The 12,404-nt window shown below is 35.5% G+C and carries 21 protein-coding genes; 12 read left to right on the top strand and 9 right to left on the bottom strand.

Translation table 11 applies throughout. The annotated features are described in order from the left end of the window. From VB713_RS04595 to VB713_RS04580, 4 genes are all read left to right on the top strand, one after another. Positions 1 to 204: an XRE family transcriptional regulator gene (locus tag VB713_RS04595; RefSeq protein ID WP_323310463.1), complete on the top strand. Its 204-nt coding sequence runs from the start codon at positions 1 to 3 to the stop codon at positions 202 to 204. A 97-nt stretch (positions 205 to 301) separates the two neighbouring features. Beyond that, complete coding sequence (locus VB713_RS04590) at positions 302 to 574, top strand: SpoVT/AbrB domain-containing protein (RefSeq protein ID WP_323310404.1); 273 nt, start codon at positions 302 to 304, stop codon at positions 572 to 574. Beyond that, positions 567 to 968 carry a type II toxin-antitoxin system VapC family toxin gene (locus VB713_RS04585; RefSeq protein WP_323310403.1) on the top strand — a complete coding sequence of 134 codons (402 nt, stop codon included), beginning with the start codon at positions 567 to 569 and terminating at the stop codon, positions 966 to 968. The genes VB713_RS04590 and VB713_RS04585 overlap by 8 nt, the downstream gene beginning before the upstream one ends. Positions 969 to 1,006: 38 nt before the next feature. Then, positions 1,007 to 1,663, top strand: a complete 657-nt coding sequence (locus tag VB713_RS04580; RefSeq protein WP_323310402.1) for a competence protein CoiA — start codon at positions 1,007 to 1,009, stop codon at positions 1,661 to 1,663. On the opposite strand, the gene VB713_RS04575 is transcribed toward VB713_RS04580, so the two are convergent. Both VB713_RS04575 and VB713_RS04570 read right to left on the bottom strand, forming a co-directional pair. Next, positions 1,656 to 2,168 (bottom strand): hypothetical protein, encoded by a 513-nt coding sequence (locus VB713_RS04575; RefSeq protein ID WP_323310401.1) that lies wholly within the window; start codon positions 2,166 to 2,168, stop codon positions 1,656 to 1,658. The genes VB713_RS04580 and VB713_RS04575 overlap by 8 nt on opposite strands. A gap of 52 nt (positions 2,169 to 2,220) precedes the next feature. Next, positions 2,221 to 2,400: a hypothetical protein gene (locus VB713_RS04570; RefSeq protein WP_323310400.1), complete on the bottom strand. Its 180-nt coding sequence runs from the start codon at positions 2,398 to 2,400 to the stop codon at positions 2,221 to 2,223. A gap of 83 nt (positions 2,401 to 2,483) precedes the next feature. Between VB713_RS04570 and VB713_RS04565 the strand changes: the two genes are divergently transcribed. Both VB713_RS04565 and VB713_RS04560 read left to right on the top strand, forming a co-directional pair. Beyond that, positions 2,484 to 2,690 (top strand): hypothetical protein, encoded by a 207-nt coding sequence (locus VB713_RS04565; protein ID WP_323310399.1) that lies wholly within the window; start codon positions 2,484 to 2,486, stop codon positions 2,688 to 2,690. A gap of 48 nt (positions 2,691 to 2,738) precedes the next feature. Then, positions 2,739 to 3,005 carry a hypothetical protein gene (locus tag VB713_RS04560; RefSeq protein ID WP_323310398.1) on the top strand — a complete coding sequence of 89 codons (267 nt, stop codon included), beginning with the start codon at positions 2,739 to 2,741 and terminating at the stop codon, positions 3,003 to 3,005. Between the two features lie 62 nt (positions 3,006 to 3,067). Here VB713_RS04560 and VB713_RS04555 read toward each other — a convergent pair whose 3' ends face one another. After that, complete coding sequence (locus VB713_RS04555) at positions 3,068 to 3,451, bottom strand: hypothetical protein (protein WP_323310397.1); 384 nt, start codon at positions 3,449 to 3,451, stop codon at positions 3,068 to 3,070. A gap of 158 nt (positions 3,452 to 3,609) precedes the next feature. Between VB713_RS04555 and VB713_RS04550 the strand changes: the two genes are divergently transcribed. Beyond that, positions 3,610 to 3,915: a DUF4090 family protein gene (locus VB713_RS04550; RefSeq protein WP_323310396.1), complete on the top strand. Its 306-nt coding sequence runs from the start codon at positions 3,610 to 3,612 to the stop codon at positions 3,913 to 3,915. A 28-nt stretch (positions 3,916 to 3,943) separates the two neighbouring features. Here VB713_RS04550 and VB713_RS04545 read toward each other — a convergent pair whose 3' ends face one another. Beyond that, the gene (locus VB713_RS04545; RefSeq protein ID WP_323310462.1) at positions 3,944 to 5,389 is read right to left on the bottom strand and encodes a DUF3370 domain-containing protein; all 1,446 of its coding nucleotides are present in this window, start codon (positions 5,387 to 5,389) and stop codon (positions 3,944 to 3,946) included. Positions 5,390 to 5,582: 193 nt separating this feature from the next. Between VB713_RS04545 and VB713_RS04540 the strand changes: the two genes are divergently transcribed. Next, a complete protein-coding gene (locus tag VB713_RS04540; RefSeq protein ID WP_323310395.1) occupies positions 5,583 to 5,972 on the top strand; it encodes a hypothetical protein in 390 nt (129 codons plus the stop codon). After that, positions 5,972 to 6,304: a hypothetical protein gene (locus VB713_RS04535; protein ID WP_015213195.1), complete on the top strand. Its 333-nt coding sequence runs from the start codon at positions 5,972 to 5,974 to the stop codon at positions 6,302 to 6,304. Before VB713_RS04540 ends, VB713_RS04535 begins: the two co-directional genes overlap by 1 nt. A 9-nt stretch (positions 6,305 to 6,313) precedes the next feature. On the opposite strand, the gene VB713_RS04530 is transcribed toward VB713_RS04535, so the two are convergent. The 4 genes from VB713_RS04530 to VB713_RS04515 form a co-directional block, all read right to left on the bottom strand. Further along, on the bottom strand, positions 6,314 to 6,874 hold the full coding sequence (locus VB713_RS04530; protein ID WP_323310394.1) for a Uma2 family endonuclease: 561 nt from the start codon (positions 6,872 to 6,874) through the stop codon (positions 6,314 to 6,316). A gap of 228 nt (positions 6,875 to 7,102) precedes the next feature. Then, entirely contained in the window at positions 7,103 to 7,534 is a 432-nt protein-coding gene (locus VB713_RS04525; protein WP_323310393.1) for an NUDIX hydrolase, read from the bottom strand. A gap of 8 nt (positions 7,535 to 7,542) precedes the next feature. Further along, positions 7,543 to 7,995: a DUF3531 family protein gene (locus VB713_RS04520; RefSeq protein ID WP_323310392.1), complete on the bottom strand. Its 453-nt coding sequence runs from the start codon at positions 7,993 to 7,995 to the stop codon at positions 7,543 to 7,545. A gap of 157 nt (positions 7,996 to 8,152) precedes the next feature. Beyond that, a complete protein-coding gene (locus VB713_RS04515) occupies positions 8,153 to 9,088 on the bottom strand; it encodes a Sll0314/Alr1548 family TPR repeat-containing protein (protein WP_323310391.1) in 936 nt (311 codons plus the stop codon). A 265-nt stretch (positions 9,089 to 9,353) separates the two neighbouring features. Here VB713_RS04515 and VB713_RS04510 point away from each other — a divergent pair, with 265 nt between their 5' ends. Both VB713_RS04510 and rsmG read left to right on the top strand, forming a co-directional pair. Continuing rightward, on the top strand, positions 9,354 to 10,031 hold the full coding sequence (locus VB713_RS04510; RefSeq protein ID WP_323310390.1) for an energy-coupling factor ABC transporter ATP-binding protein: 678 nt from the start codon (positions 9,354 to 9,356) through the stop codon (positions 10,029 to 10,031). A gap of 43 nt (positions 10,032 to 10,074) precedes the next feature. Next, on the top strand, positions 10,075 to 10,830 hold the full coding sequence (gene rsmG / locus VB713_RS04505) for a 16S rRNA (guanine(527)-N(7))-methyltransferase RsmG (RefSeq protein ID WP_323310389.1): 756 nt from the start codon (positions 10,075 to 10,077) through the stop codon (positions 10,828 to 10,830). Positions 10,831 to 10,885: 55 nt separating this feature from the next. On the opposite strand, the gene VB713_RS04500 is transcribed toward rsmG, so the two are convergent. Beyond that, complete coding sequence (locus VB713_RS04500; protein ID WP_323310388.1) at positions 10,886 to 11,188, bottom strand: hypothetical protein; 303 nt, start codon at positions 11,186 to 11,188, stop codon at positions 10,886 to 10,888. A 322-nt stretch (positions 11,189 to 11,510) separates the two neighbouring features. Between VB713_RS04500 and VB713_RS04495 the strand changes: the two genes are divergently transcribed. After that, positions 11,511 to 12,383, top strand: coding sequence for an ATP-binding protein (locus VB713_RS04495; protein WP_323310387.1), 873 nt, complete (start codon positions 11,511 to 11,513; stop codon positions 12,381 to 12,383). The last annotated feature ends 21 nt before the right edge of the window (positions 12,384 to 12,404 follow it).

The following is a 12,404-nucleotide window of genomic DNA, read 5'->3' as shown; positions in this document are numbered from 1 at the left end:
ATATCTCAAGCTCAATTAGCTGAAAAGTTACAAATTAAACAACCTGCTATTTCTAGATTAGAAAATCGTACTGATATGTATGTTAGTCATCTGCGAGAAGTTATTGAAGCTATGGGAGGAGAGTTGAAAATAACAGCAATATTTCCTGATGTGGAAGTGACAATTACTAATTTTGAAGATTTGGAAATGAAGATTGATGAGTAGGGTTTGAAGATAGAGAAAAAGCTGAGATAGATTTATTTTTTAAATTTTAGAGTTTTGCTAAACTAGAACTAAGTAGAAAAAAAGGGAATATCAAGTTATGACACTTGCTAATTCATCAATTCCTCAACACTATACAGTTGATATTGAACCGGAAGGACGTTTAACTTTACCCCAAGAAATCCAACAAATTCTTAATTTAGAATCTGGAGATAGATTAATTTTAACTCTGGAAGATAGCGGCAAACTCCAATTAGTAAGCCTCAAACAACAAGTTAAAAAATTAAGAGGTTTATTAAAAGATAAATCACCTGATAGAAACTTGGTAGATGAACTTATCCAGGAACGGAGACAGGAGTATTTAAGTGAATAAATCTGTGTTAGATGCTTCTGCCTTTTTAGCTTATCTTAGAGATGAAACCGGAGCCGAAATTGTAGAAAATGCGTTGATTGATGGGTGCTATATCAGTATTATTAATTGGGTAGAGGTATTGTCAAAAGTTGTTGATTTAGGAGAATCACCAGACGAAATTATTAAACGATTGAGAGATGAAGGATTATTAGAAAATAGTCTAGAAATTATTGCTTGCAATGAGGAAGATGCTATAAGTATAGCTAAATTTCGACCTTTAACCAAAAGTGCAGGATTATCATTAGGAGATCGTGCTTGTCTTGCTTTAGGTAAACGCTTGAATTTACCTGTATTAACAGCAGATAAAGTCTGGAGTAGTTTATCTCTGGGAATTACTATTAATTTAATTCGTTGAGGAAAATAACGGTTTTTAATAAAAAAACCGGAGGAAATATGCGTTTTTCTTTAGTCAATAATATTAGAATAGAAGCACAACCAGGATTAAAAGGTATATGTGTATGTTGCGGGTCTGATACAATTGCTAAATGTGGTAATTATAAAGTATGGCATTGGGCGCATTGTACTAAACAAAAGTGTGATCATTGGTGGGAGAATGAGACTGAATGGCATCGCAAATGGAAAAGTTTTTTTCCAATAGAATGCCAAGAATTAATACATAAAGATGAGATTACTGGCAAAAAACATATCGCAGATGTAAAAACAAAAAACGGTGTGGTCATAGAATTTCAAAACTCACCTATAAAACCCGAAGAGATTATTTCTCGTGAGAGGTTCTATGAAAAAATGTTTTGGATAGTAAATGGTGATGTAAATACTAACAAATTTTATTTTAATTTAGGTTTAGAGGAGAAAATATCAGAATCACCATCAATATATACATTTAATAATTTTGGGAGTAGAAGCAGCTTTTTCAAAAAATGGTCTTTATGTTCATGTCCAGTTTTTATTGATTTTATTGATTTTATTGATTTTTTTGAGATGGGGCTATTATGGAAACTTTTAGAATACGATTCTAATTCAAAAAAAGGTAAGCTTGAATTAGTTAACCATAAAGAATTAATAACAAGACATGGAGGTAATATTAATTAAAGGTTTTGAGTTTTAAATATTTTATAAACTTCTGTCTTGAAATTGAAAGTTGGTTTGTACACCATTGTCTTCTATTAATTAGTTTGAACTTTAACTTATCTGTTTCTTCGGTGGAGAACTTAGTGTTATTAGCATTCTCCAATATATTTAATAATTCTTTTCCTTCACTCTCAATTTCCAAAAGATATGAGTGTATATCTTGATTAAAGATAAACTCGCTTATAGGAATGACCTTCTGATAATTAATAAAAACTTCTTTAGGAGGATTAATAACTACACTATATGTTTTAGAAATCGGTTGATTATTGACAATATTGTCTAAATCATTTATTTTTCCTGATATAACTGTCAAAAAATCTTGTAGTGCTACGAAAACTTTTAATCGCTTGTCAAAAAGATCATATTCTAACTTGTTTTTATTAACTTGATACTGTTGAAAAGCAATCCAGATTGTAATAAATGTTACAAATATTTGAAATGAGTGCTGTGTTATTACTTCAACCATGTGAAAATGACATTGTTCCAGTAACTAAAGTGTAACATTATTAAATGATGATTTAACAACAGAATCTCAAAGGCAGCAATGTAGGAATCTCATTTGGAAAATCAGCAATTAAATCAGCTTTGTGAGTTTCCAATTCTTCACTACTTCCATAGCTATAAGTCACACCAATTGAAGCAATATTATTTTTCTTAGCTCCGATAATATCATGAGAGCGATAGCGTAAGCACTCCATAGGAATCGCACTTTAGTTAACGATTAGCCGCTTTCCATTCCTATTTGCTAAAATTGTAATCATCACAACACCAATTAATCACTATGTACTCCACCAATCCACACCAGGAACTCTTACAAGCGATCGCAAATCTTACCGATCAACAAATCCCACTTGTCTTACAATTTATCTCATCCCTAGAAACACCAGTTAATAATTATCCAACTTCAGCTAAAACAGTTTTAGAAAAAATGGGTGGTTATCCCAAATCTTTGCTAGAAGGATCAGGAGATTTATCAGAAATTTGTTAAAAGAAATCTATACGCTATTAATTATTCCTCACCATAATCTTGATTACTATGACCAACAACCGCATCCTAATTTGTACTTGTTTAGCTCTATCTTCGGGTTTTTTTGGTGGTTTGATTGGTGGACAAATCACCTCAATGCTACACAATCAAAAATGCCAAAATCAAGCTTGGGGTTTGCAACAAATGTGTAATGCTTGGGTAACACCAGGAGCAATGTGGCAAGGTAGTACAGCGGGAATTTGGACAGGTACAATATTAGGAGCGTTTGTTGGTGGTTCAATTACACGTAATCGGGGAATAGGGAATAGGGAATAGGGAACAGGTGGAAAGTTATTCTCGCTCATCTCCTCAATTACCCATTACCCATTACCCAGTCTCTATTCCCTTGGGGTAGTAGATGATTGTAACTTACTTAGAGATTGCCAACTGTTTGTACTAGTATCGAAACAGCGCCAATAGCCTTTACGTTCATCTTTGTAGCAAAATAAAGTGCGATCGCGATCATCGAAGTTATCAGTTAAAAAATACACCATTCCTCGAAACGGATAAGTTTTCCGACTCAAACGTTTAGCTACAGCGTGATTCGGACATTCAACGATAAATACTGATTCTCCATTAATTTCAGCTAAAGAGAAAATACACATCCGCAAAATTGCTCTCAGCCAACTTTCAGAATTCTCGAAATAATCGTCGATAATTTTGTTAGTTAGTGCTTGTTCGAGACTGCGGTCTTTGTGGCGAGGAGAGTTGGCATCAGACATAGCATCACCTAAAAATTGCTATACTGCTGGTTCGAGATTAAACCAAAATTTCCGAAAGTGACAAGTCTGGACTCGTAAAGCTCATCAGTCAAGCAACGCAGCCAGAGGTGGCAGCAAGACTGGTAAAGTATACTTAATATTCTTGTGAGCAAATTGCCATGACGACCGAAATTGATCCAGGAGAGCAGACTACCACGGGTGCAGATGCTATTGATGTAGCGATCGCTCAAGGAGTTGATTTTGATGGTTCTCCTATTCCATCAGCTAAACTAGAACTATACACCCAAGTTATGGGTTTAGAATCAGGTAGACAACGTAGTGGCGTATCTAATACCATGCGCTCCCGAATAGTTCGTATTGGTGCAAAACACATTCCCCAAGCAGAACTAGACCAAAAATTAGTAGATGCCGGTTTTGCACCCCTCAAAGAAAAAGAAATTGCCTTTTTCTACGGCGGTAAATAAAATCGGGAAAACTGCGATCGTAATTACCTCATTTCTCTAAAGTTCTCACCGTCAAAACCTGGGGTGGAGTGGAATCGGGTGGATAAATCAAATCTAGCTGCACCATGCGCCTCATTCCAGGTTGTAACACAACTTTTGCCAAAGGTTCCAGAACTTGACCAGTACGATGCCATAAATGCACATAGCGCGTCTTTTGTTCCCCCTGCTCATCAGCATAACGCAACCTCACTGTCCCCCGAAAGAAAGGAAAATCTAAAGATGGTTGACGGAAGCGGACACCACCTTGAGCTAATTTATCGTCTTTCAAAGGAGTTTCTAAAGTCACAGAAACAGTTTGAACATTCGCAGTATTATTACTTAAAGGCAAACTGAGATTATATTCCACACCATAATTTCCATGTGCTTCATAAGCTGTGTCGGCATAACGCACCAACATCTTCGCCGTTTGACTCTGCTCAGTACCCAATCTACCACCCCGCAAAGTAGCTATAGGATAGGAAATCGCTTTACCAGGTTGGGGAATTGTCAAAATTTGCGTTTCCGGGTTATCCACCAGTTTCGCTTCCCACCGAGAACCTTGAGAAACACCAGCGACACGCCCATAAATTAATTGACCGCCTTTAGCATCTGGTGGTGTGGGGATTTTATCTCTTGGCCCAGCAAAATTACCGTTATTTAATAAAACTTGCCATTCTGCCAAAGTGGGCGCACGGTCAGAACCATCAGCATTTTTCTTCGCATACATCGCCAAACTAGCTGTATAAACTTTGCCACTGCTACGCAAACGAAAAAAACTCGACCGACCATTTACAGGTTTTTCTAAATTTCGCACCGGAATAGGATGATTTAACAACATCCGACTTTTTCCCGCAAGAATTACCAATTTAGGCGGAAAATCAGCTTGACGAACTCCTCGCAACACATCAGCTACAGCCCTATTTCCCGGCCCTGAAAAAGCCTTTCCATCATTATTTTCAATGTATGGCGCTAAAGTTACAAAAGGTGCATCTTGCATTAAATAACTCGCACCTTGTAAAACATCGACCGTTACAGATTTTTTACCAGGATTATGCAAAACTATACCCAGATAAAGCGTTTGCAAATCTTTAGGAGTATGGCTATAGTGATGAGCAAATAAATCAAAGCGTCCTTGGAAGGGAAAATTAAGATGTGCTGCGGGAACTTTTTTCCCATTGGGGGGAAAAGTAGAAAGTAAAACTCCTTCAGTTTTCACCCATTCTGGGCTATTACTGTTAAAAACAGGTATGGTATCTAATTTCCCAGGTAAAGCCCGCACTTCTCCCGCTTGAACAATTTCTTGGGGTGCTGGTTTGGTTGGAGTTTGGGCATCTGCTGAATTTTTGCTATTATCGGAATATAACTTTGTACAACCAATGTTTTGGGTGATAGCAACTCCTGATAGAAGTATGAATAGAGTTACAGGTAGTTTATTTTTTAGCTGTTGAACTAGCATCATATTTGATTTGTCAAAAAAATGAATTATTAAGCATGAATAGTTGTGATTACAGGTTCTGATCAATAGATTTCTGACATGAATCAGTTTTTTAGAAAAAATCTGACATATTTACACTTGCCACCATACAATTATCTGTAAGTTTAGAGTAAATTTGAAGTAACCTTGAAATTTCGACTCAGGAGTTAAATTGATGGATATACTCATTGAATCGACAAAGGATTTTGAAAAAGATTTAGAAAGATTTAGTGATACGGAGAAGTTTAAAATTATTAAAGAGATGAATCGCAATTTTGAACTTTTATCATCTGAAAACAATTCTTTTTATCAACACAGTGAACAACTCAGAAACATAAAACTTAATCACTCCTATGATTCGACTATATATTCTTTAAAAATTAATGACCAACAAAGAGTAATTTTAACCATTGATGATGATCCAATTTTTGGCTGCATACTTGTTACTTTATTTAGAATAGTAAAAATGGAAGATGCACAACAAGCATATAATGCCATTGCCGAATTTATTTATCAAGATTTTACGGTAGATGAAAATCAAGAGGTTAAGGTTACAGCTTTATAATGCCACAAATTAAGCCTCTTCTAGATGAATATGGTGTTATTTATGAAGCGATGCAAATTTTACCAGAGGAGTTAAAAATAGAGTTTCTCAAAGCTTTAGCAGAACTAGAAGATAATGAATGTCATAGAACTAGAACTTTTCCTAAAACCAGATTACACAAAGTAACTGGTATTAAACAAGCTATCTACCGTGCTGATATTGATAAAATATCAGGTTGGCGGATACATTTACAATATATTGAGGGAAAAATACATTTAAAAGATATTATCGGTGGTCAACATCATGATAATGTTATTGAAGTGATTAAATTAAAAAAAGATAGATACGATTAATTAAATCGGCTATCCTAGTACATCATTAACTCTCAACGTAAGTTCAGGAAATGCTTGTATATCTAGAATATCACCATGTCGGAAAGTTTTGATTTCACTATAACCATTTGCGTTAGGGTAGCGATAAACTGTAATTAGTTGTTCATAAATATCTATTAACCAAACTTCACAAATACCACTACTTGCATAAAGAGGAATTTTTATTTCTCTGTCATATTCAATGCTACTATCTGCAACTTCAACTAATAGCAATATATCCTCTGGTTGTGGGTGTCCAGCTTCATAAAAATCTGCACGGGGTTTGAGTAATGCTATATCGGGTTGTGGTTCTGATAGATTATTTAAGATTATGGGATTTTGTACAGAAACTATTACCTTTTTAGTAAGTAATTGTGAAAAAAGAAAATTTAAACGGTTTACACAAGTTGCGTGTCTTCTACCAATGGGGGACATTTCAATAATTTCTCCGTTAAGAAGTTCTACTCTGTCATCTTCTGTGAGAATACCAGCTTGATTCATTTGGTTGTATTGTGCAACGGTGAAACGTCTTGTCATTAATTGAATAGACATAATTCACTCTCTTAGTTGATGTTCTAAGTTAATTATAGCAATCGTCTTGGATGTAATTTTCATTTCACGCAGAGAAGAAGATTTCTATCTTGATTGTAAGGATTCAGGATACAGAATGTTTGATATAGCAAGGAACAGAAGAGAAAAATATTCTTCATCCTGACTCCTGACTCCTGACTCCTGACTCCTGACTCCTGACTCCTGACTCCTGACTCCTTACCCTTGAGTTTACAAATAATCAAAAAATATCTCAGGTACTAATCTTAATTCTCCTGATTTAAATCGAGCAATATCTATCCATAAAGCGCGATGTTTACGTTCTGGAGATTCGGAAAAAGTTAAACTTTCGATTTGGTAAAATTTAGGATCTGCAAAATCGCATTGATAAAGTTGAATGATTTCATGTCCTTGTTTACCATCGAAACTAAATAGGTTTTCTATACAACTCAAATAGCGAATATTTGTTAAATCAGCTTGAATTTCTTCTTGAAATTCTCTTTTTAAAGCTACAGAACTAGTTTCACCAAATTCCACACCACCGCCTAAAGCACGATAGAATGTTGATTGTTTAGTAGGGTCATAACCTTCAGAAACAAATATTCTCTCACCGTCTCGAATTAGAGCTAAAACTATGACTCGAATTTGACCTGATTTATTCATGGTTGTAGTTAATTGTCGTAAATTGCATCAGCACGATTTTCGCTATCTTCAATAGGCCAATCTGGATTTTCTCCACCAATATATAGTTCTTGAATATCAACATATTCCTCACTTAATTGTGTCAAGGCGTTGATTAAGATATCGAGAGAGATAGCATCACTAGTTCCCATATCAAACCAGCAACGCCCCCATTCTCCTTCATATTCAAACTCACTCATGTTGTGCATCAAAGCGAGAAAGCTTTTATTATAACCTTGTGGATCATAATCCAGATAGCTGAGTTCTAAACCAGTTTCCTGTACCTGGAGATTTTCAGCATTAAATGCTCCTAATTTACCCAGATAAAACCAGGAATTAAATACTTCTTCTACATATTTTTTTTCCCGTTCAGAGGGAATCATGTTAAATTTCAACCAAATCCAGACATCAAAAGGATTAAACTCACGGAATTGAATGTGCATTTTGGTGATGGGTAGATGGGTAATTAGTAAAAAGGTTTCACAATTAATGATGAATTATTTACTATATAGCGGTTTTGGGTGGGATGCAATATGATCAAGGGCGAGGAAACCCCGCCCCTACTCTACGATTAAAAACTGCTCACTGAGATGAATAGCACTATGACAGATTAGTCAATCGACTGGCTGCGCTTCTGCGTTCGTGTTCAATTTGTTTGACTAAACTAGCGGGAAGTTGGGATTTTTTGGTTAAAGCTTTATCAAAATGAGCGATCGCATCTTTAATCAAATTCTGGTTTTTTTCCTTTTTACCCTTTTCATACAGGATTTGGGCTTTGAGATAATAGATTTCTGGGTTGTCAGTAGTCGATTTTAAGGCTCGATTGACATAATCTAAGGCTTGAGGATATTTTTTCAAATCCCGGTAGGCTAAAGCAATACCTCGATCCACCAAATAACCAGGTGAAGCATTTTTTTCTAACTTTTCAATTGCTTGATCTGGGCTGATAAAAGGTAAATTAACAGCTAACATTAAATTCATATAACCCCGAAGTAAGTTTACCTCTGGATCATTAGGTGCGATCGCTTCCGCTTTATCTAAATACTCATAAACTTTTGTCAAACGACTAACAGCTTTTGATACACCATTGACACTCCCATCACGGGTAAGAATGACTGCACCCTCTAAAAAATTGCCGACACCAGTATATAAATTACCGCGTAATGGGTCACTAGCAATCAGCTTCTGTCCAGCTTCTAGAGTCTTGCTGCTGTACTTATCTAAACTGGCCAAATCTTGATTTCCATAAGCTAAAGCCGCCTTCATAGCATAAGCCAGGGGTTCAGTTGGTTCGCTAGAGACTGCTTTTTGTAGATAATCCTCAGCTGCTGGGTAATTTCCTTGTTGGAAAATGGCTTTAAAAGCTGCTTCAGTGCGATCGCCAATTTTATGCTGTTCACCACTCCGAAACGGATCACCAGCCCAAGCAGAATTCACCAATAAATTTAGCGCAAAAGTAGTAGCAACGGTAACTTTAACAAGGTTAGGAAATCGGAAAAACATAATTAATTGAGGAATGAAAAATGGTTTGGACATAAAACGCCTCAGAAGAATTGCGGTTGAAATTGTCTTATCTGTTACTTAAAATGTAAAAAATTGGTAAATTCCAGAAGCATCTATCACCATCAAAATTTTCTACACAGGTAGACTCTGGTCAATTACTTCTGTTCCCTGACTGGTTGTAGCGATTTTCTCAGATAAGTCTGCCACAATAGAAAAAAAGCATGATTATTGCTGCTAAATCAAGTTTTTCTCCATCGACTCCATCAGTTATTCGCTGACTTCTTGCTAATTTTAACAAATGCTCTATCTTAGAAATCTAACTTATCACCCCACAGCTTGCCCAACCGCAATTCTTAAATCTATCAACTTAGAATTACCACCCCAGCAACTAGGTTTGATTATTGGCCCCAGCGGTTCCGGTAAAAGTACCTTACTCGAAATTTTATCTGGACTAGCTGAACCTACCGCCGGTGCAGCTTTCTGGAGAGAACAACAACTGATAGCCGAACAACTACAACAATTAGCCGGAATAGTGTTTCAGTTTCCAGAAAGGCACTTTTGCGGTGGTACAATCTTAGAAGAATTGCGTTTAGGGCATCCTGAATTAGGTTCAGAGCGAGTTCATCAGGCATTAAGCGAAGTGGGATTAGAGCATTTATCCTTATCTACACCACCCCATGCTTTAAGCGGTGGACAACAAAGACGTTTAGCCTTGTCCGTGCAGTTAATCCGCCAACCAAATTTATTATTATTAGATGAACCCACCGCTGGTTTAGATTGGTCAATGCGTCGCCAACTAGTAAACTTATTAGCGAAACTAAAAAAAGATTGGACTTTATTAGTTGTAACACACGATGCTGGCGATCTGTTACCAATAGCTGACCGTTGTTGGACACTAAATCATGGTGTATTAACAGCAGTTGAACCCGCAACATTAGAAACTAAAGTCAAAGAAGTAGTAATTCATAATTCGTAATTTTTTCCAATTCCTGGGTAATCTCCAATATTAAACTCTGAAAATGAATCTAGAATCTTTACCAGTAGCCAGTTTACCTGAAATGACAGAAATCTGGCAGCAAACACTTAATTGGCAACCAACAACTCAACAACAAAATCAACTTCAGCAATTGTATGAATTAATTTTAGAAGGAAACCGCCAACTTAATTTAACTCGTATTACCGAAACTGAAGAATTTTGGGAAAAACATCTTTGGGATTCTTTAAAAGGAATTGCACCACAACAGCATTTTATTGATTCTCTTCATCAAAGTGCATCTGTAATTGATATTGGCACAGGTGCAGGTTTTCCCGGTATACCAATTTCTATTATTTTTCCAAATTCTCAAGTCACTTTGTTAGATTCAACTCGCAAAAAAATTAATTTTATTGATACTATATTAAGCAATCTTGATTTAATTAACGCCAAAACCATAATTGGACGAGCAGAAGAAATTGGTCAAGAACCTAAGCATCGTCAAAGCTATGATTTAGCTCTAATTCGTGCCGTGGGAACTTCTTCCACCTGTGCTGAATATAGTCTACCATTGGTTAAAATAGGCGGTTTAGCTGTCATTTATCGAGGCAATTGGACAGCAGCAGAAACTGCAAATTTACAAAATGCAGCTAATCAACTAGGTGGAGTAATTGAATTAATTGAAGAATTTACAACTCCTTTAACTAACAGCATTCGTCATTGTATATATTTGCGAAAAATAGTACATACCCCAGTTCATTTTCCTCGTCCTGTAGGTATACCAACGCAAAAGCCTTTGTAAATGAAGGAATGTTTAAAAAGGTGAGTCACAATATTGCTCACTCACCCTAATATTATCATTTGACTAGAGAACTTTTCGCAGGTTGATTTATCCGGTTTGGAGATAGTTTCAAAGCCACAATAGGTATTGCAGTCGCTACAATCAAAACAGCAATAGCTAAGATAATAGAAACGGGTTTACCTCCAGACTTCAATAAATCTTTGAAAATGGTTTCTGTGGTTTTAGTTCCCACTTCAACTATTTCCACTATTTCTGACTTTGTGATGTTATTCATGATTTTTTCCGCAGTGTCTAAAAGTTTGGTGACGTTATTTGACTGGGTAAGAAGATTTTCCTTTTCTGTTGGTTGTTGAGACATGGGTTCAAACTCCTCAAATGTGTGTCCTTTTTTCATGTCTCTATCATCACTTGTCGTCTATACTGAATAGGTTGGGTGTTGTAGGTAATTATTCAAGAAAATTTACGTAGGGAAATGTAGGCTGATGTAGGTTTGTAGGGTAGAATTTTAAATTATTAGCCAAGTGCTAAATTTAACCCAATACCATTCAGCTAAGGTTAAAAACTTAAATCTCGTAGGTTGGGTTGACGCAAGGAAACCCAACATTATTAATGCTTTTGTTGGGTTGCGCTGTCGCTTAACCCAACCTACTGTTTTATTAACTGAACGGTATTGATGCTAAATGGACTCTAAAGAAGCTTTAAGTTTTATCAATCGTGTCTTATCAGAAAAAGGAAAACCAGTCTTAAACTCTGTAGAAGAGGGTCTATTTTTGGGTATTTGGAAAGGCTTAGAATATCAAGATATTGCTGGAATAATTATTTTAAGTGATCAACATACAAGAACATTAGGAGGAAAATTATTTAACAAATTGAAACAAGATTTAGGGATTATAGTTAATAAAAGAAATTTTCAAAATCCTATAAAACACTTTCATCAAGAATATACATCTAATCCTGATCAGGTAAAACCTAATATAGAAGCAACTCAAATTAAACCAACTTCACCACCAAATAATCAAAATCCTTTTGTTCCCACAACGGGAAGAATAGAGAACCTAGAAAAGTTTTTTGGTAGAGAACAAGAAATAAAGCAGATATTTGAACTTCTCAATAGTTCTAGTAGTGTTGCCATTATTGGTGAACAAGCAATTGGTAAATCATCTTTATTATATGCAGTTTATCAACAATCAATAAATCTTTTAAAATCACCACGTCAAAACGTTTTTCTCGATATGAATAATATTCATAATCAAGAAGATTTTTATTTTGCTATATGTGAAAAAGTTGATATTGCAGATAGTACAGGTTATAGATTTACTAGAAATTTACAAGATAAAAGAGTATTATTAATTTTAGATAATGTTGGTAAATTGAATGGATCAGGATTTACAAGGGATGTGAGAGATCATTTACGGGGTTTAGCTGAAGGTGAAAATGCTTGTTTAAAATTAGTTGTCGCTGCCAATGAATCTCTAAAAACATTATTTAATGATAGTTATGAAACATCTCCATTAGCAGATACAGCACTTCCCGCTGTTATGAGGTACAGTTAGTAATAATAAAAAGATGATTTT

It is taken from the genome of Anabaena cylindrica UHCC 0172 (genome assembly GCF_034931625.1).
Classification (GTDB): domain Bacteria; phylum Cyanobacteriota; class Cyanobacteriia; order Cyanobacteriales; family Nostocaceae; genus Anabaena; species Anabaena cylindrica_A.
The sequence above is the reverse complement of the archived record's forward strand: the minus strand, read 5'-3'. Positions and strand labels throughout refer to the sequence as shown.